The organism is Streptomyces sp. NPDC003016 (genome assembly GCF_053591455.1).
In genome coordinates, this window is sequence record NZ_JBSFTV010000002.1 from 276,168 (window position 1) to 294,050 (window position 17,883).

Sequence of the window (17,883 nt, forward strand, 5' to 3'; positions counted from 1 at the left end):
AGGCCCCGGTCCGGCCCCGGACCGGAACCGCCCACTCTACCGGCCGTGGAATCCGGGGGTCAGTGCTCCTCGGGGGCGGAAGGGGCCGAAGTGACCAGTTCTGTCAGCACACCGTGGCAGTCCTTGGGGTGCAGGAACGTGATGCGGGACCCCATCGAACCGATGCGGGGCTCGTCGTAGAGGACCCGTACGCCCTTGTCGCGGACGTCCGCCGCGTCGGCGTCCACGTCCGGGGTGCCGAAGGCGATGTGGTGGACCCCCTCACCGTTCTTGGCCAGCCACTTTCCCACCGCGGAGTCCTCCCTGGTGGGCTCCAGGAGCTGGAGGTACGTGGCGCCGCCGTCGGACGTTTCGTTGATCTTGAGCATGGCCTCACGCACGCCCTGCTCCTCGTTGACCTCCGAGTGGTACACCTGGAAGCCATAGGTCGAGCGGTAGAACTCGATGGTCCTGTCGAGGTCGAAACAGGCGATTCCGATGTGGTCGATTCGCGTCAGCATGGGTTCAGTGCAGCGCGGTTGGAGTGGTTACGCAACGTGCGCGCGATCACACTCGCTGCCCGGTGACCGGGCCCGTACCGCTCAGTACATTGAGGTAAACCCTCGTTCACTCCTCATCCCAAGGGGCCGTGCCTCATGCCTGGAACGAACCGCACTACGTCTGTCATCGTCGCCGGTGCCCGTACGCCCATGGGCCGGCTGCTCGGCTCGCTGAAATCCTTCTCCGGCGCGGACCTCGGCGGGTTCGCCATCAAGGCCGCCCTGGAGCGGGCCGGCATCGGCGGGGACCAGGTCCAGTACGTGATCATGGGGCAGGTGCTGCAGGCCGGGGCGGGGCAGATCCCGGCCCGGCAGGCGGCTGTCAAGGCCGGGATTCCGATGGCCGTGCCCGCTCTGACCATCAACAAGGTCTGCCTGTCGGGGCTCGACGCGATCGCGCTGGCCGACCAGCTGATCCGCGCCGGTGAGTTCGACGTCGTCGTCGCCGGTGGCCAGGAGTCCATGACGAACGCCCCGCACGTGCTGCCGAAGTCCCGTGAGGGCTTCAAGTACGGCGCGATCGAGATGCTCGACTCGATGGCGCACGACGGGCTCACCGACTCCTTCGAGGGCATCGCGATGGGGGAGTCGACCGAGAAGCACAACACCCGGCTCGGAATCGCGCGCGGACCGCAGGACGAATTCGCGGCGCTTTCGCACCAGCGGGCCGCCGCCGCGCAGAAGAACGGCCTCTTCGAGGCGGAGATCACGCCCGTCGAGATTCCGCAGCGCAAGGGCGAGCCGGTTCTCTTCTCGAAGGACGAGGGAATCCGGCCCGAGACGACCGTCGAGTCGCTGGGCAAGCTGCGTCCCGCTTTCGCCAAGGACGGGACGATCACCGCCGGGACCGCTTCGCAGATTTCGGACGGTGCGGCGGCTGTGGTGGTCATGAGCAAGGCCAGGGCGGAGGAGCTCGGACTGGAGTGGATCGCCGAGATCGGGGCCCACGGGAACGTGGCCGGGCCCGACAACTCGCTCCAGTCGCAGCCTTCCAACGCCATCGCGCACGCGCTCGGCAAGGAGGGGATCGGGGTTGAGGATCTTGACCTCGTGGAGATCAACGAGGCCTTCGCCGCGGTTGCGGTCCAGTCAATGAAGGACCTCGGAATTTCCCCGGAAAAGGTGAACGTCAACGGTGGCGCGATTGCTCTGGGACACCCCATCGGAATGTCCGGCGCGCGGGTCGTGCTGCACCTGGCGCTCGAACTGAAGCGGCGGGGCGGGGGCGTCGGTGCGGCCGCGCTGTGCGGTGGCGGTGGTCAGGGTGATGCGCTGATCATCAAGGTCGCGGGCAAGTAACCCTTTTGCGGTGCGCCTTCGCGGGTGCGCCTTTGCAGGTACGCCTTTGCAGGTACGTCGGTTCGCCGATTCAAGGAGCGGAATTGTGATGCAGGACGTCCCCGGGCTGGTGGCTCAGGCGCGAGAGGGCCGGCCTCGGGCCGTTGCCCGGCTGATCTCGCTGGTCGAGGGGGCGTCCCCGCAACTGCGTGAGGTGATGGCGGCGCTGGCTCCGCTCGCCGGCGGCGCGTATGTGGTGGGGCTCACGGGGTCACCGGGAGTCGGCAAGTCGACTTCCACGTCGGCGCTCGTGTCGGCGTACCGGCGGGCCGGCAAGCGGGTCGGGGTGCTGGCGGTGGATCCGTCGTCGCCGTTCAGCGGCGGCGCGCTGCTGGGTGACCGGGTGCGGATGTCGGAGCACGCGTCGGATCCGGGGGTCTACATCCGGTCGATGGCCACGCGGGGGCACCTGGGCGGGCTGGCCTGGGCCGCGCCGCAGGCCATTCGGGTGCTGGACGCGGCGGGCTGCGACGTGGTGCTGGTCGAGACGGTGGGGGTCGGGCAGTCGGAGGTGGAGATCGCCTCCCAGGCGGACACGTCCGTGGTGCTGCTGGCGCCGGGGATGGGGGACGGGATCCAGGCCGCGAAGGCGGGCATCCTGGAGATCGGTGACGTGTACGTCGTGAACAAGGCCGACCGGGACGGGGCCGATGCGACTGCGCGGGAGCTCAACCACATGCTGGGGCTCGGGGAGTCCCGGGGGCCCGGGGACTGGCGGCCGCCGATCGTGAAGACGGTGGCGGCGCGGGGCGAGGGTGTCGACGAGGTCGTCGAGGCGCTGGAGAAGCACCGGGCGTGGATGGAGGAGCACGGGGTGCTGACGGAGCGGCGGGCGAAGCGGGCGGCGCACGAGGTCGAGACGATCGCGGTCACCGCGCTGCGGGAGCGGATCGGCGACCTGCGGGGCGACCGGCGGCTGGGGGCGCTGGCGGAGCGGATCGTGGCGGGGGAGCTGGATCCTTACGCGGCGGCGGACGAGCTGGTGGCGGGGATCACCGAGGCGTAAGCGGGCGGGTGCGGCCGGTGCCGTGGGACGGGGGCGGGCCGTTCCGGAGGCGGCGTCCGGGAGCGCATGATTCAGCCGCGGATCGGCGTTCTCCGTACGACGCCGACTTCCTGCGCCCACCTCACGCTTTACGTCCCGGGCGCCCTGTGCGGTCCCGCCTCTTCGTGCCGGTGGGTGGCGCAGTGCGGGCTCCGTGCGTCCCTGGGGGTTTCGGCCGGGGGTCCGGGGGTTGTCCCCGGGTGGGCGCAGCACGTCCCGGGCGCCGCCGCCGCGTCCCGCCCCCTCACGCCGGTGGGCGGCCTGCGGAGTGGCCGGCGTCAGTCGGAGTCGTTGTCGTCGTCCGCGTCGTCCGCGTCGTCCGCGTCGTCCGCGTCGTCCTGGTCCGGGGTCACCTTGGCTGTGGTGGCGTCGACGTTCAGCTCGTGCTGCCTGCCGTCCTTGGACCGGACCTCGGCTTCCCAGGCGTTGTCGTCCAGGTCGATGGACGTCAGCGTGCCCGGCTGGGCCTTGAGGGCCGCCGCCACGGCCTCGTCCATGGTGACCTTCGCGTTCTTCGGGGCCGGGTCGCGGTCGTCGTCGTCCTCGGTGTGGACGTGGACCACCTTCGCGGTCTTGGTGTCCACCTCCACGTCGTGCCACTGGGTGTCCTTGCCGAAGACGTCGATCTCCCAGACCGGGTCGTCGTCGTCCAGTTCGGCGCCGGTGACCGTGCCCGGCGCGGACTTCACGGCCGCTGCCGTCGCCTCGTCGAGGGTGATGGTGCTCGTGGCCGGCGCCGGCTTCGCGTCGTCGTCCGACGTGGCGAACGCGGTCGCGGTGCCGCCGAGGAGCAGGGCGGTGGCGGCGGTGGCGATGACGAGCTTGCGCTTCATGAGGGTTCCTCCAGGGTGGTCGGTTGCTACGGGGACCAATCTGGCCGAGTGATGCTGAAGGGCAGCTGAAGCCGGCTGAAGGCGTCTTCAGGTTCGGTTTGCGAACCTTGGCGCATGCGCTTGTTGATCGTGGAGGACGAGAGGCGGCTCGCGGTGGCCCTGGCCAAGGGGCTCACCGCCGAGGGCTTCGCCGTGGATGTGGTGCACGACGGGCTCGAAGGGCTGCACCGGGCCGGGGAGGGCTCGTACGACCTCGTCATCCTGGACATCATGCTGCCCGGCATGAACGGCTACCGGGTGTGCGCGGCGTTGCGGACCGCGGGAAATGACGTGCCGATCCTGATGCTGACCGCCAAGGACGGGGAGTACGACGAGGCGGAGGGGCTCGACACGGGCGCCGACGATTACCTGACGAAGCCGTTCTCGTACGTGGTTCTCGTCGCCCGGGTCAAGGCGCTGCTGCGGCGGCGGGCGAGCGCCGGGGCCTCGCCGGTGGTCGTGGTGGGGGACCTGCGGATGGATACCGCCGGCCGGCACGTGTATGCCGGGGAGGCCGAGGTCGTGCTCACCGCCAAGGAGTTCGCCGTGCTGGAGCAGTTCGTCGTGCGGGCCGGCGAGGTCGTCAGCAAGGCGCAGATCCTGGAGCACGTGTGGGACTTCGCGTACGAAGGCGATCCGAACATCGTCGAGGTGTACGTGAGCGCCCTGCGCCGGAAGCTGGGCGCCGGGCGGATCCAGACGGTGCGCGGCGCCGGGTACCGGCTGGTGGCGGGATGAGGCGGCTCTTCGGGTCCGTACGGGCCAGGGCGGCGCTCGGGGCGACCGTGGTCGTCGCGGTGGCGCTGGTGGCCGCCGGGCTGGCCGTGCTGCTGGTGCTGCGGGCCAATCTGATCGACCAGGCCGACCTCCAGGCCGAGGTCGACGCCCAGAACGTGGCCTCGCAGGTGGCCGTGGGGCGTCCGTACGGGGAGGTGGAGTGGCCCGACGACCGTCCGGTGCAGGTGGTGGGGGAGAACGGGAAGGTGGTGGCCGTCAGCGAGGACCTGGAGGCGATCGAGGGGGCCGGTAGCCCCGAGGTCAGGGTCGGGGGCGGCGCGGGGGACGGTGACGGCGACGACGACGACCCCGGACGGGGAGAGGTCTCGGGTGACGACCCCCGGCTGTCGTCGGGGAGCGCGACCGTGGACGGCGACCGGGCCGACTACCGGTTCGCCGCCGTCGAGGCGACGACGCCCCGGGGCGAGACCGTCACGGTGTACGCCGGTGCGCCGCTGGCCGCGGAGCAGGACGCCGTCGGCACGGTGCGGGAGGCCATGCTGATCGGCCTGCCGGCGCTGCTCGTGGTGGTGGCCGGGGTCACCTGGCTCGTGACGCGGCGGTCCCTGCGGCCCGTGGAGGGGATCAGGCGCGAGATGGCCGCGATCACCGCCTCCGAGGACCTGTCGCGGCGGGTGCCGGAGCCCGACGCGCACGACGAGGTGGCGCGGCTGGCCGTGACGACCAACCAGACGCTCGCGGCGCTGGAGGCTTCGGTGGAGCGGCAGCGGCGGTTCGTCGCCGATGCGTCGCACGAGCTGCGGAGCCCGATCGCTTCGCTGCGGACGCAGTTGGAGGTGGGCGCGGCGCATCCGGAGCTGCTCGATGTGGAGGGCGCGGTACGGGACACCGTACGGCTTCAGGGGCTGGCCGCCGACCTGCTGCTGCTGGCCCGGCTGGATGCGGGGGAGCGGCCGGGGCCGGGGCGCGTGGACATGGGGGCACTGGTGAGGGAAGAGGTCTCGCAGCGGGCCGACCGGGTGCCGGTGACGGTTGTGGGCGGGGGCGCGTTCGAAGTGGCCGGATCACGTGGGCAGTTGGCGCGGGTGCTCGGCAATCTGCTCGACAACGCGCAGCGCCACGCGAGGAGTTCCGTCGAGGTGTCCGTGCGCAGTGATCGTGGCGCGGTGGTGGTCGGGGTCGCGGACGACGGTGCGGGGGTTCCGGCGGCGGAGCGCGAGCGGATCTTCGAGCGGTTCGTACGGCTGGACGACGCGCGCACCCGCGACGACGGTGGCGCGGGGCTCGGTCTGGCGATCGCGCGTGATGTCGCGACGCGGCACGGTGGTGCGCTGACCGTGGATGAAGGGGAGCGTGGCGGCGCTCTCTTCACCTTGCGTCTGCCGGCTGCTCCGGGGGGTTTCTGACGGCGGCGGTCCGAGCGGTGCGGCGCCCGTGCCGGCGGACGGAGTCCGGCGCAGCGGGCCGAAGCCCGTGAGGCCCCTGGGGCCGAGTGGTGCGTCGGGGACCGGGCGCGTGGCGGCGTTCTCTTCGTGCCGCGTCTGCCGGCTGCCTAGATCTTTCCCCGCCGGCCGCGCAACTGCTCGACCACCGGGGTCAGCGCGTCCTTCATCCGGGCGAGCGCCTCGGGGGAGAGCATGTCGATGAAGTGCCGGCGCACGGAGTCCACGTGGTGCGGAGCGACCTGCTTCATGGTCGCGCTGCCCTGGTCGGTCAGTACGGCGTACAGCCCGCGACGGTCGGACTCGCAGTTCTCCCTGCGGACCAGCCCCGCGCTCTCCATGCGGGTGATCTGATGGGAGAGCCGGCTCTTGGACTGGAGGGTCGCTGTCGCGAGGTCGCTCATCCGCAGCCGGCGGTCGTCGGACTCGGAGAGGTTGACCAGGATCTCGTAGTCGTTGATGGTCAGCCCGTACGGCTGAAGATCCTTTTCGAGCTGGTAGGTCAGCAGCCGGTTGGCGTCCAGATAGGTACGCCAGGCGCACTGTTCGGCATCGGTCAGCCAGGGGGTGGCCGTCTCGGTCTCCATGTATGGATTCTACCTAAAAAGTTGAATTCTGGACGAAGTCACGGAACGTGACGTCGGTACGCGACAAGGGCGCAGACGTTCGACGTCACACTCCGCAGACTACCGCTCACAGGCCGAAGCGACGCTGGAGGTCCCCCAGCTGACCGGGAAGGCGCGGTGCGCCGCCGGACTGGCCCTGCCCCGCGCCGTGGCCGCCGGGCACTCCGGGCTCGGACGGGACGGCGCCCGTGGCCTGCTCGGCCATGAGGAGTTCGGTGGACTGGAGCAGGACCGTACCGGCCCCCACGAACTCGAACTGGTGCTCCTCGCCCGATGTGCCGCCGATGCCGGTCAGTGACCGGATTCCGCCCATCACGCCGGTCAGGTAACCGTGGTCGTAGTGGTGGCAGGGGGACGGGCAGTCCGCCCAGCCGACCAGGGCCTGCGGGTCCACCCGGATCGGCGGCTCCATGAAGACGACCGGGCCGTTGGAGGCCGCCACGAACTTGCCGGTGCCGATGAGGGTGAGGAAGCCCGGGACGATCGACTGCTTCAGGGCGAGCGTCGGCTCGTACGCCAGGAGGTTGCCGGAGCGGATGGTGAGGTTGCCGTTGTCGAGGTCGAAGGAGTTGACGTCGAACGCGCGGTCCGCGAGCAGCATCTTGCCCTGGCCCTCCGCCACCACCCAGTCGCTCGCGTGCAGCGGCGAGTGGAAGCTGGTGCGCACGAGGCGGTCGAAGCGGCCGTGGCCGATGCCGTTGAAGTCGATGCGCCCGTAGTAGGCGATCATCTTGCCCTTCTGGAGGAACCACTGGCTCCCCTCGAGCTCCACGCAGAAGGTGTACGGGTTGACGTTGTCGTCGGAGGGGAGCGAGTGCGGATCGAAGATCGCGGGGGTGGTCACAGCTTTTCCTCCGAGGCCTGTACGTACACCGCGCCCTGGCCGGACAGCTCCAGCTGGAACGCCTCGCCCGAACCGCGGCCCACCATGTCGCGCCAGCCGAGTGCGGCGGAGAGCTTGTTGCGTACGTCGCCGTGGTGCGCGACGTACGCCTGCGGGTCGACGTGAATCGGCCGCTGGGGCGAGAGGGGGATCTCGATCACTCCGCCGTGCGCCATGACCGCTACCGCGCCATGGCCCTTGAGGGTCGTCGTGAACAGGCCCTGGCCGGTCACCTGGCCGCGCACCATGCCCATGACGCCGCCCTGCGAGCCCATGAACATCGTGCCCTGGGTGAGGGTGCCGTCGAAGGCCAGGAGGCGGTCCGCCTCCACGCAGAGGGTGTCGCCGGCCAGGTTGATCACCTGGATGTGGTGACCGCCGTGGCCGAACAGCACCGTGCCCGAGCCCTCGACCGTCATGAGCGGCGTGGCTTCGTCGGCGACGCGGCGGCCGATCATGGACATCACACCGCCCTGGCCGCCCTGCAGGTTCGGCGTGAAGGAGACGTCGCCCTGGTACGCGAGCATCGCGCCGCGCTGGCTGAACATCTTCTGGCCGGGCGCGACCCGCGCCTCGACCATCCGGGAGTTGATCTCGCGGAACGGCATCAGACGTCACCCCCGACGGTGTTGCGCTCGCTGGGCTGGACGTAGACGAGCCCCTCGCCCTCGAACCGGATCTGGAACGCCTCGCCCGAGCCCTCGCCGATGAGCGTGCGAAAGTTCACGCCGGACTGGAAGTGCTGCCGGAGGTTGCCCTGGTGCGCGATGTACGCCCCGGGGTCGACCTGGAGCGGGTACGAGGAGGAGACGCGCAGGACGACCGCCGGGCCGTCCGACATGATCGCCGCCTGCCCGGTGCCCTCCACGGTCGTGGTGAACAGGCCGCCCCCGGTCGCGCCGCCGCGCAGCCCGGTGAAGGAGGTGCCGGTGCGCAGGCCCGCGTCCGTGCAGAGGAGGTTGCTGGATTCGACGTACAGCTTCTCGCCGCGCAGCGAGACGAGGTTGATCTCGCTCGCGCGGTCGGCGAAATAGCACGTGCCGTGGCCCTTCACCTCCATCACGGTCATCTGCTCACCGGTCAGGCGCCGGGTCACCATCCCCCGCATGCCCTCACCGCCGCCGGACATCTTCTTGAAGGCCATGTGGCCGTCGTACGCGACCATCGAGCCGTTCTTCGCTCTGACGGCATCACCGGTCATGTCGACGGCGAGCACCTTGCTGCCTTGGAGTCGGAACTGAGCCACGGGACCGACGGTACCCGCGTCCCCGACCCTGACAAAGAGGTGGCAGAGCGGGCTGCCACAATGGGAACGAGCTTGTGCGCACATTCACAAGATCGACGACCCGTTCCCGCGACGACGAAGGTTGCCCCTCCGTGGACATCAAGACCGCTTCCGCACTCCGCCGCCTCCGCCTGGTGTCCGCACCCGAGGCGGTCTCCTTCCTGCTGCTGCTCGTCTGCTCGGTGCTCAAGCGCACCACGGAATTCAACGCGGTCCCCGTCATGGGCGCGATCCACGGTCTGCTCTTCGTCCTGTACGTCCTCTTCTGGGCCGACGCCTGGAACCGGACCAGGTGGTCGCTGGGGACCGCGGCCTTCTACTTCGTCATGTCGGTCCTGCCGACCGGCGGCTTCTTCGCCGACAAGCGCCTCAAGCGCGAGGCCGAGGACGCGGTCATCGCCACCCGCGCCCGCAAGGAAGGCGTGGTCGGCGCATGATCGTCGCCTTCTCCGTCAGCCCTCTGGGTGTGGGCGAGGACGTCGGGGAGTACGTCGCCGACGCGGTGCGCGTGGTCCGCGAGTCCGGTCTGCCCCACCGCACCGACGCGATGTTCACCTCGATCGAGGGGGAGTGGGACGAGGTGATGGACGTCGTCAAGCGCGCCGTCGCCGCCGTCGAGGCCCGTGCGCCCCGCGTGTCGCTCGTCCTGAAGGCCGACATCCGGCCCGGTGTCACCGACGGCCTGACCTCCAAGGTCGAAACGGTGGAGCGCCATCTGGGTGCCTGACCCCCGTCCGGACGCCCTGACCCGGCTCCGCAGACAGCCCCCGGCCGCCGCGCGGCGGCCGGGGGCTTCGTCATGCGTGTTCCGGCCGTCCGCCGTGCGCGGCCGGATGATAAAACCGCCCGCTCGGACGACCCGGTTCGACACACCGCCCCGCGTCCCTTTGTGTGGTGTTACGAACACGTTCGACTGCTGGAGGCACAGTGCGGCCGGAAGGCTACGACTATGAGACCCACAGCAGGCTTGCCGGGCCACTGACGGAGCCGTGTGCCGGCGCGTACCGGGTGCAGTACCGAAGTCTGATGGCGCAGGAACCGCACCGAATACGAGCGGTGCTGCTGATGACCCTTGCCCCGCTGCTCTCGGCGCTCCTGCTGGTCTACCTCGTCTGGCCCACTCACTGGACCGAACGTGAGGGAGGTGACCGCTGGCTGGTCCGTCTGGACGCGGTGATGCTGGTCTCGATCGGCCTGATCATGTTCTTCATGCTGGTCAACGTGGTGTCGATCGCGCACGCCACGATGGTCGCCCGCGACCCGGTGCCGGTGGCGCCCGAGCCGGGGACCCGGATCGCGTTCCTCACGACGTACGTACCGGGCAAGGAGACGCTGTCCATGGTGCGGGCCACGCTCGAAGGCGCGGTCGGGCTCCGGCACGAGGGGATGCTCGACATCTGGCTCCTCGACGAGGGCAACGACGAGCAGGCGAAGGCGCTCTGCGCCCGGCTGGGCGTACGGCACTTCAGCCGCAGCGGCATACCCGAGTGGAACACCAGGAAGGGCCCGCACCGGGCGAGGACCAAGCACGGCAACTACAACGCCTGGCTCGCCATGCACGGCGACGCCTACGACTTCTTCGCCTCCGTCGACACCGACCACGTGCCGCTCCCCAACTTCCTGGAGCGGATGCTCGGCTACTTCCGCGACCCGGACGTCGCCTTCGTCGTCGGGCCGCAGGTGTACGGGAACTACACCTCCTGCGTCACCAAGGCGGCGGAGTCGCAGCAGTTCCTGTTCCACGCCCTGATCCAGCGCGCGGGCAACCGCTACGGCGCCCCCATGTTCGTCGGCACCAACAACGTCGTGCGCGTCGGGGCGCTGAAGCAGGTCGGCGGCCTGTACGACTCGATCACCGAGGACATGGCCACCGGCTTCGAGCTGCACCGCAGGAGGAACCCGGAGACCGGGCGCTTCTGGCGGTCCGTCTACACCCCGGACGTCCTGGCCGTCGGGGAGGGCCCGTCGTCCTGGACGGACTTCTTCACCCAGCAGCTGCGGTGGTCGCGCGGGACGTACGAGACGCTGTTCAAGCAGTTCTGGAAGGCGCCCTTCAGGGTGCCGCCGGGCCGGCTGCTCACCTACACGCTGATGCTCGTCTACTACCCGATGACCGCGGTCAACTGGCTGCTCGGCATCCTCAGCTGCGTCCTGTTCCTGTGGTTCGGCGCGTCCGGCACCGAGGTCTCGTCCTCGGTCTGGCTGATGCTCTACAGCGACGCCGCCGCCCTCCAGATCGGGCTGTACCTGTGGAACCGGCGCCATAACGTCTCGCCGCACGAGCCCGAGGGCTCCGGCGGCCTGGCCGGCATGGCGATGTCCGCCCTCTGCGCGCCGATCTACGCCAAGTCGCTGGGTTCGGCGGTGCTGCGCACGCACGGCAGGTTCGTGGTCACGCCCAAGGGCGGCGAGGCGAGCCCCGACCGGCTGCTGACCTTCCGCATCCACCTGTCCTGGGCGGCGGTGCTGGTCAGCTCGCTGATCGCGTCCGTGATCCTCGGCCACACCCATGCGGCGATGCGCACCTGGGCCGTACTGGCGCTGGTCGTCTCGCTCTCGCCGGTCGGTGTGTGGTGCTGGACCTCGGCCCGGGAGCGCGCGGATCTCCAGGGCGTCAGGGCCGTGAAGGAGGCCGGCAGCGGCACGGTGCCGGGCGAGGAGCCGGAGCCCGCGTTCGCCACGACGACCGGAGGGAACTGAAACCATGGCCTACCGGCCCACGAAGAAGTTCAAGAAGACGCTGATGGGCGGCGGAGCCGTCGTGGTGCTCGCGGGACTCAACGCCCCGGCGGCGCTGTCCTTCGCGGAGGAGAAGTACCACGCGTACAAGATCGCCCAGCCCGCCTACAAGGCGCGGTACGGTTCCTGGGCCGTCGTCGACATCCCCGAGAAGTACCGTACGAACGCGATTCACGCGGCCCTGCTCCACACCGGCAAGGTGCTGATCATCGCGGGATCGGGCAACGAGCAGAAGAAGTTCGACGAGGGCACCTTCGAGACGGTCCTGTGGGACCCCCGGGACGGCTCCTTCAAGCTGGTCCCGACCCCCGAGGACTTCTTCTGCGCCGGGCACGCCCAGCTGCCCGACGGGCGGCTGCTGGTGGCGGGCGGTACCGCGCGCTACGAGGTGCTGGGCGACGAGGTCATGCGGGCCGGCGGCGGAATGCGCGTCAAGAACGAGAACCCCGACAAGCCCGTCACCTTCAGGAAGGGCACCCGCTTCCGCTCGCCCTCGGGGGTCGTGTACGTGTCGAAGTTCGACGTGACCGTGCCGAAGGCCAAGCGCGAGTTCAAGGTCTCGTACGCCAAGAGCGGGCGCATGCTGCCCTGGAAGACCAAGGTCACCGCGGCCGAGGCCCGGGTCTTCGTCGAGGCCCTGGAGGAGGGTCCGCAGGCCGTCACCAAGGAGTCCGCGCAGTACGAGATCGAGGGGCTGAAGGGCGAGGACGCCGACAACGCGTACGGCCTCGCCGAGGCGATCACCATGGACAAGCAGGACTTCCAGGGGATCAGGGCGGCGTACGAGTTCGACCCGAAGGCGGAGAAGTACATCCCCGTCGACCCGATGAAGGAGGCCCGCTGGTACCCGACGCTGGTCACCCTCCAGGACGGCAGGGTGCTCGCCGTCTCCGGGCTCGACGACGTCGGCGCGATCCTGTCCGGCGACAACGAGTACTACGACCCGGAGACGAAGAAGTGGTCGAAGGCGCCCTTCCGGTACTTCCCGACGTACCCCGCGCTCTTCCTCACCAAGGGCGGCAGGCTCTTCTACTCCGGCGCGAACGCCGGGTACGGACCGGCCGGGAAGGGCCGCGATCCCGGCATCTGGGACCTGGAGAGGAACACCTTCAAGAAGGTCGGCGGGCTCACGGACCTCGACCAGACCGAGACCGCGGCCTCGCTGGTCCTGCCGCCCGCGCAGGACCAGCGGGTGATGATCCTCGGCGGCGGCGGAGTAGGCGAGTCCGACAAGGCGACGGGCCGTACGGCGATCATCGACCTGAACGAGGAGAACCCGGCCTTCGAGTCCGGGCCCCGGCTCCCCCAGGGCACGCGGTACCTGAACAGCGTGATCATGCCGGACGACACCGTCTTCACCAGCGGCGGATCGCGGGACTACCGGGGGCGCGGCGCCAGCAACATCCTCAAGGCGCAGTTCTACGACCCGAAGGCGAACGCCTTCAAGGAGGCGGCCGAGCCGACGGTGGGCCGCAACTACCACTCCGAGGCGCTGCTGCTGCCGGACGGCCGGGTCGTCACCTTCGGCTCCGACTCCCTCTTCGGTGACAAGGACAACACCAAGCTCGGCAAGTTCGAACAGCGGATGGAGGTCTACACGCCGCCGTACCTCTACCGGGACAAGGCGCTGCGTCCGGTGCTGGGGGCCGGGCCGCGTGAGCTGGCCGCCTCCGGGACGGCGACGTTCAAGACCGCGCACCCGGAGCGGATCGAGCGGGCCAGGCTGATGCGGCCGAGCGCGGTCACGCACACCACGGACGTCGAGCAGCGCTCGATCGAACTGGACCTGGAGAAGGGGAAGGGCGAGGTGACGGTGGAAGTGCCGGACGACAAGACGCTGGTGCCGCCCGGCTGGTACATGCTCTTCGTCACGGACGGCGAGGGGACGCCGTCGGAGGCGAAGTGGATCCACGTGACATGAGGGCCGTTCGGGACACGAGGGCCGCTCGGGGCACGAGGACTGTTCAGGACATGAGGACTGTTCAGGACATGAGGCTGTCCAGGGCATGAGGCTGCTCAGGGCATGAGGCTGCTCAGGGCATGAGGCTGCTCAGGTCTTCGCGCGGCGGGCCAGCCCCAGGGCGTAGTCCGGCCACCAGGTGCCCGCCGCCGGGCCGCCCCGGCACTCGCCGTCCGAGTCGCCCGGCCGCTTGATCCACAGGAACGCGTCGAGCAGCGGGTCGCCGGTGCGGTCGGTCGGCGGCGTGCCGAGGGCGCGGCCCGCCGGGTTGCACCAGGCGTCGTCGCGGCTGCCGGACAGCGGGCCGTTGCCGTTGCGGCTGCTGTCGATGACGAAGTGGGTGCCGCCGAGCAGGCCGGACAGCTGGTTGCCGAACGCCTTGGCGGCGTCGTCCGTCTGGAAGTTGGAGACGTTGAGGGAGATGCCGTCGGCCCGGTCCACGCCGGCCCGCTTGAGGGGCTCGACCAGCTTGCCGGGGTCGTCGATCCAGGCCGGGTTGCCCGCGTCCAGGTAGACCTTGGTCTTCGGCTGCCGCTTCAGCCGGTCGACCGCCTCGGAGAGCAGCGCGGTGCGCTCGTCGTGCTCCTCGGCCGGGGTGCAGCCGTCCACGATGTGCGGTACGGCGTCCGGCTCCAGGATCACGATGGCCGGGGCGGCGCCGATGCTGTCGGCGAACGTCCCGATCCAGCGGCGGTAGGCGTCGGCGTCGGCGGCGCCGCCGGCGGAGTGCTGGCCGCAGTCGCGGTGCGGGATGTTGTACGCGACGAGTACGAGGGTCCGGCCGTCCTCGGCGGCGCCCCGCACGGCACGCCTGATGCCGGGTGCCGGGTCGTTCCCGTCCGGCCAGTCGGCGACGGGCCGCTCGGAGATGCGCCGCAGAACGTCCGCGTCGGTGCTGCGGCCCTGGGCTTCCCACGCCTTGACCTGGCGGGCGGCGTCGCTCTTCGGGTCGACCCAGTACGGGGACGAGTCCCGGTTCTGCCCCTGGTTCTGCGCTGCGACGGCCTTCTCCGGCTGCCGCTCGGAACTGCCGCCGGAGGAGCAGCCGGCGGCGATGAGCGCGAAGAAGGCGATGGCTGCGGCGGTGAGCGGACGGGTCGGTCTGCGGCCGGACATCCAGCCCCCTTGAACGGTTCGACTGGGCGACGATACGGACCGGCCAATCGTTGCATAGCGCGCATAACGCCCTCGGTTGCGACACCGGCGGGAAGGAAAGGACGGAAGGATGAAAGGGCGGAGGAGCGAAAGGGCAGGGAAAGGGCCGAGCGTGCTGGACGGGAGCACGCGACGGCGCGCCCCCGCCCGGCGCCGGTCCGCTTACGCGTAAGGGCGCTGTCGGCTGCGGGCGGCCATGGCCAGCGCGACCACCCAGCCCACCACCGTCCACCCCAGGAAAACGTTGATCACCAGCACGGAACCGGCGTTCGGAACTCCCCGCGTGAAGGCGATGACTGCGGGCACGAAACAGGCCAGCACGATAACGATCAGCCCTACTGTGCCGAACGGAATGAGCCCATCGACATCCATTGGCTGTCCCCCCGTTTTCGAATGAACGCGAGTGCTCCATTTTCTTTCCTCGTTTCCCGTGGGGTGTCTGCACCGCTGGGCCGGGGGCAGGAAGAAGAGCGCCCCGGCGTGAGGGCTGCGCGGGCTGCCGCCGGGCCGACGAGGGGCCGTGGGTGATCGCAGCGGTGTACGCAAGCGAATGATTACGGGCAGCCGGGTGATCGAAAAGGAGGGCGCCGGCCCTTTTGTGAAAGGCCGCTGCTTTCATGGTGCGGCGCCGGGCGCGATGCTGTCCGAGCCGGGATCGACTCGGAATTGTCTCCGGTTTCCTCCGGCTCTGCCGTCCGGGCGATCGTCCGGGCCGCGCCTACGGCACCGTGGACAGCGCGGTGCCCAGTGGTGTCCGCTCGTACAGCACCTGATGGCCGTAGCGCCGCGAGACGAGCAGCCCCGCGCCGCGCAGCACCGAAAGGTGCGCCGACACGGACGACGGGGCCAGCCCCAGCCGGTGCGCCAGCGCCGAGGTCGACGCCGGTCCGTCCAGCGCGCACAGCACATCCGCCCGCCCCCGCCCCAGCAGCCGGGCCAGCGAATCCGGCGTACGCTCGGCCGCCCGCGTCCACAACCCGCCGATCCCGCGCGCCGGATACACGACGGTCGGCTGCCACGGCGGTTCGAAACCGCTCACCACCTCAGGCCAGCAGAACACGCTCGGCATCAGGACCAGCCCCTGGCCGCCGAGCGTCCGCTCGTGCGCGCCGGGCCGTTCGATCGTGAGCGTGCGGCCGTCACCCGACCAGGCGAGCCGCGGGTTCAGTTCCCCCAGCAGCCCCTCCAGACCGACCTCCGCCAGCCGCCGGGAGTGGAATGCCACGTCCGCCTCCAGCAGGGCGCGCAGCCGGGGCCAGTGGGGCTCGACCAGGGCGCGCCACGCCCGCTCCAGGAGCGCGGCCGTATCGCGCACGGCGCCCGCCGGGTCCGCGAGCATCGCCCGCCCCACCGCGCTGTCCGACGCCCCCGGAGTACAGGCCAGTGACCGCGCGATGTCGTCGCGCGCGGCCACCGGATCGGCCGCCCGTACGGCCGCGATCTCCTCCTCGAAGGTGGCGGCGGGTCCGATCGGGGGCGGTCCCAGGCAGTCGGGGGTGTGCCCGCGCTGCGGCATCAGCAGCCACAGCGGTGTGAGCTCGAGACCGGCGGTGGCCTCGCGGATGCGGCGCAGCCAGGGCGACTGGTAGCCGTGGCGCTCGGGGCGCGCGAGGGTCCGTACGGCCTCCTGCGTCTCCCACAGCGGCGAGACCGCGAACCGGCAGCGCAGCAGATCGGCCTCGGCGAAATGCAGCCGGTACGCCATGGGCCCCTCCCGCGCTCGCCCGTTGACCTCTCGCCGATCCCCCGTACGGGCCGAATCCCCCGTACGGGCCGAATCCCCCGTACGGGCCGGAGATTCGGCGGCAGCCGAAAGTCTATGGACGCCGCAGGACCCCGGCCAGGCTGCCTCCATGTCACCCGAGCCACCCATGTCACCCGAGCCACCCATGTCACCCGAGCCACCCATGTCACCCGAGCCACCCATGTCACCCGAGCCACCCGTGCCACCCGAGTCACCCGTGCCGACCGAGTCACCCGTGCCGACCGAGCCGGCCGAACCACAGACCGGCTACGGCGCCGTCTTCCGCGTCCGGGAGTTCCGGGCCGTCTTCGCCGCCCACCTCATGTCCCTCCTCGGCGTCGTCGTCTGCGAGATCTCGCTCACCGTCCTCGTCTACGAGCTCACCGGCTCCCCGCTCATGAGCGCGCTCGCCTTCGCCGTCGGCTTCCTCCCCTACCTCGTCGGCGGGACGCTCCTCGCCGGGGCCGCCGACCGCTTCCCCACCCGGCGCGTGCTCGTCGTCTGCGACCTCGTCTGCGCCGGCTGCACGGCTCTGATGGTGCTGCCCGCCACCCCCGTCGCCGGACTCCTCGTCCTGCGCTGCGCGGTCGCCGCCGTCTCGCCCGTGTTCAACGGGACGCGCATCGCGACGCTCGCCGACATCCTCGGAGACGGCGACCTCTTCGTCCTCGGGCGCTCGCTCCTGCGCATCGTGTCGCAGAGCGCGCTGCTCGTCGGGTTCGGCGCCGGCGGGGTGCTGCTCGCGCTGGTGCCCGCGCGAGCCGCCATCGGGATCACCGTCGTCACCTTCCTCGGCTCGGCCGTACTGCTCCGGCTCGGGACCAGGCGCCGCCCCGCCCGCGGCGGCCGGGGCGCCACCCTGCTGCGCGACTCGCTCGCCGGTGCCCGCGCGGTCTTCGCACACCGCCGGATCCGCGCGCTGATGCTGATGTTCTGGGTGCCGCCCCTGTTCGTCGTGGCGCCGGAAGCGCTCGCCGCGCCGTACGCCGACCGGCTCGGCGCCGGCACCGCCGCCGTCGGACTGCTGATGTGCGCGATGCCGGTGGGGCACATCGCGGGAGAGGTCTGGGCCGGCTCCGCGCTCGGCCCCCGCACCCGGGAGCGGATCGTCGTACCGGCGGCGGCGGTGTGCCTGCTGCCGTTGGTGCTGTACGCCGTACGCCCCGGGGTGGCGCTCGCGGTGGCGGCGCTGGTGGTGACGGGGCTGGCGTCGGCGTACACGCTCGGCCTGGACCAGTGGTTCGTCGGCGCCGTGCCCCAGGAGCTGCGGGGGCGGGCCATGACCGTGATGACGGCGGGCATGATGACGGTGCAGGGCGTGGGGATGGCGTTGGCGGGCGCGGCCGCGGAGTTCTTCCCCGTGCACCTGGTCGTGGCCGGGTTCGGGGTGGTGGGCACGGTGGCCGTGCTGGTGCTGCTGGCGGAGGTCCGGCGTACCGGGGCGCACAGGGGACCGGAAACGACCGAAGCGCGAGACGGGGATGTTCACCATGTGACCGGCCGGTAAGGTCGATGCC

18 protein-coding genes are annotated in these 17,883 nt (G+C 70.7%); 9 read left to right on the forward strand and 9 right to left on the reverse strand.

Features of this window, described 5'->3' with window-relative positions; genetic code table 11:
* Window positions 1–59 precede the first annotated feature (59 nt).
* Window positions 60–500: a methylmalonyl-CoA epimerase gene (gene mce, locus ACWDZ4_RS02695; protein WP_451506637.1), complete on the reverse strand. Its 441-nt coding sequence runs from the start codon at window positions 498–500 to the stop codon at window positions 60–62.
* Window positions 501–635: 135 nt separating this feature from the next.
* On the opposite strand from mce, the gene ACWDZ4_RS02700 reads away from it, so the two are divergent.
* Together ACWDZ4_RS02700 and meaB are read left to right on the forward strand one after the other, a co-directional pair.
* Window positions 636–1,838, forward strand: coding sequence for an acetyl-CoA C-acetyltransferase (locus ACWDZ4_RS02700; RefSeq protein WP_450262389.1), 1,203 nt, complete (start codon window positions 636–638; stop codon window positions 1,836–1,838).
* Window positions 1,839–1,926: 88 nt separating this feature from the next.
* Entirely contained in the window at window positions 1,927–2,883 is a 957-nt protein-coding gene (gene meaB, locus ACWDZ4_RS02705) for a methylmalonyl Co-A mutase-associated GTPase MeaB (protein ID WP_451506638.1), read from the forward strand.
* 317 nt (window positions 2,884–3,200) lie between these two features.
* Here meaB and ACWDZ4_RS02710 read toward each other — a convergent pair whose 3' ends face one another.
* Window positions 3,201–3,755, reverse strand: a complete 555-nt coding sequence (locus ACWDZ4_RS02710; RefSeq protein ID WP_451506639.1) for a PepSY domain-containing protein — start codon at window positions 3,753–3,755, stop codon at window positions 3,201–3,203.
* A 114-nt stretch (window positions 3,756–3,869) separates the two neighbouring features.
* On the opposite strand from ACWDZ4_RS02710, the gene ACWDZ4_RS02715 reads away from it, so the two are divergent.
* Complete coding sequence (locus tag ACWDZ4_RS02715; protein ID WP_451506640.1) at window positions 3,870–4,532, forward strand: response regulator transcription factor; 663 nt, start codon at window positions 3,870–3,872, stop codon at window positions 4,530–4,532.
* A complete protein-coding gene (locus ACWDZ4_RS02720; RefSeq protein ID WP_451506641.1) occupies window positions 4,529–5,938 on the forward strand; it encodes an ATP-binding protein in 1,410 nt (469 codons plus the stop codon). The genes ACWDZ4_RS02715 and ACWDZ4_RS02720 overlap by 4 nt, the downstream gene beginning before the upstream one ends.
* A 146-nt stretch (window positions 5,939–6,084) precedes the next feature.
* Here ACWDZ4_RS02720 and ACWDZ4_RS02725 read toward each other — a convergent pair whose 3' ends face one another.
* The 4 genes from ACWDZ4_RS02725 to ACWDZ4_RS02740 all read right to left on the reverse strand — a co-directional run bounded on the left by ACWDZ4_RS02725 (window position 6,085) and on the right by ACWDZ4_RS02740 (window position 8,729).
* Window positions 6,085–6,561: a MarR family winged helix-turn-helix transcriptional regulator gene (locus tag ACWDZ4_RS02725; protein ID WP_451506642.1), complete on the reverse strand. Its 477-nt coding sequence runs from the start codon at window positions 6,559–6,561 to the stop codon at window positions 6,085–6,087.
* Window positions 6,562–6,667: 106 nt separating this feature from the next.
* Window positions 6,668–7,444: an AIM24 family protein gene (locus tag ACWDZ4_RS02730; RefSeq protein ID WP_451506643.1), complete on the reverse strand. Its 777-nt coding sequence runs from the start codon at window positions 7,442–7,444 to the stop codon at window positions 6,668–6,670.
* Window positions 7,441–8,091: an AIM24 family protein gene (locus ACWDZ4_RS02735; RefSeq protein ID WP_451506644.1), complete on the reverse strand. Its 651-nt coding sequence runs from the start codon at window positions 8,089–8,091 to the stop codon at window positions 7,441–7,443. Before ACWDZ4_RS02735 ends, ACWDZ4_RS02730 begins: the two co-directional genes overlap by 4 nt.
* Window positions 8,091–8,729, reverse strand: a complete 639-nt coding sequence (locus tag ACWDZ4_RS02740; RefSeq protein ID WP_451506645.1) for an AIM24 family protein — start codon at window positions 8,727–8,729, stop codon at window positions 8,091–8,093. The genes ACWDZ4_RS02735 and ACWDZ4_RS02740 overlap by 1 nt, the downstream gene beginning before the upstream one ends.
* Before the next feature lie 131 nt (window positions 8,730–8,860).
* Here ACWDZ4_RS02740 and ACWDZ4_RS02745 point away from each other — a divergent pair, with 131 nt between their 5' ends.
* From ACWDZ4_RS02745 to ACWDZ4_RS02760, 4 genes are all read left to right on the forward strand, one after another.
* Window positions 8,861–9,205 carry a DUF3817 domain-containing protein gene (locus ACWDZ4_RS02745; RefSeq protein ID WP_451506646.1) on the forward strand — a complete coding sequence of 115 codons (345 nt, stop codon included), beginning with the start codon at window positions 8,861–8,863 and terminating at the stop codon, window positions 9,203–9,205.
* Window positions 9,202–9,495, forward strand: a complete 294-nt coding sequence (locus tag ACWDZ4_RS02750; RefSeq protein ID WP_451506647.1) for an MTH1187 family thiamine-binding protein — start codon at window positions 9,202–9,204, stop codon at window positions 9,493–9,495. The genes ACWDZ4_RS02745 and ACWDZ4_RS02750 overlap by 4 nt, the downstream gene beginning before the upstream one ends.
* Before the next feature lie 200 nt (window positions 9,496–9,695).
* Window positions 9,696–11,468: a glycosyltransferase family 2 protein gene (locus ACWDZ4_RS02755; protein WP_451506648.1), complete on the forward strand. Its 1,773-nt coding sequence runs from the start codon at window positions 9,696–9,698 to the stop codon at window positions 11,466–11,468.
* A gap of 4 nt (window positions 11,469–11,472) precedes the next feature.
* A complete protein-coding gene (locus tag ACWDZ4_RS02760; RefSeq protein WP_451506649.1) occupies window positions 11,473–13,428 on the forward strand; it encodes a galactose oxidase-like domain-containing protein in 1,956 nt (651 codons plus the stop codon).
* Between the two features lie 129 nt (window positions 13,429–13,557).
* Here ACWDZ4_RS02760 and ACWDZ4_RS02765 read toward each other — a convergent pair whose 3' ends face one another.
* The 3 genes from ACWDZ4_RS02765 to ACWDZ4_RS02775 form a co-directional block, all read right to left on the reverse strand.
* Window positions 13,558–14,583: a glycoside hydrolase family 6 protein gene (locus tag ACWDZ4_RS02765; protein ID WP_451506650.1), complete on the reverse strand. Its 1,026-nt coding sequence runs from the start codon at window positions 14,581–14,583 to the stop codon at window positions 13,558–13,560.
* A 201-nt stretch (window positions 14,584–14,784) separates the two neighbouring features.
* Entirely contained in the window at window positions 14,785–14,994 is a 210-nt protein-coding gene (locus tag ACWDZ4_RS02770; RefSeq protein ID WP_451506651.1) for a superinfection immunity protein, read from the reverse strand.
* 346 nt (window positions 14,995–15,340) lie between these two features.
* Window positions 15,341–16,327, reverse strand: coding sequence for a DUF5937 family protein (locus ACWDZ4_RS02775; RefSeq protein WP_451506652.1), 987 nt, complete (start codon window positions 16,325–16,327; stop codon window positions 15,341–15,343).
* Between the two features lie 148 nt (window positions 16,328–16,475).
* On the opposite strand from ACWDZ4_RS02775, the gene ACWDZ4_RS02780 reads away from it, so the two are divergent.
* The gene (locus tag ACWDZ4_RS02780) at window positions 16,476–17,873 is read left to right on the forward strand and encodes an MFS transporter (protein WP_451506653.1); all 1,398 of its coding nucleotides are present in this window, start codon (window positions 16,476–16,478) and stop codon (window positions 17,871–17,873) included.
* The last annotated feature ends 10 nt before the right edge of the window (window positions 17,874–17,883 follow it).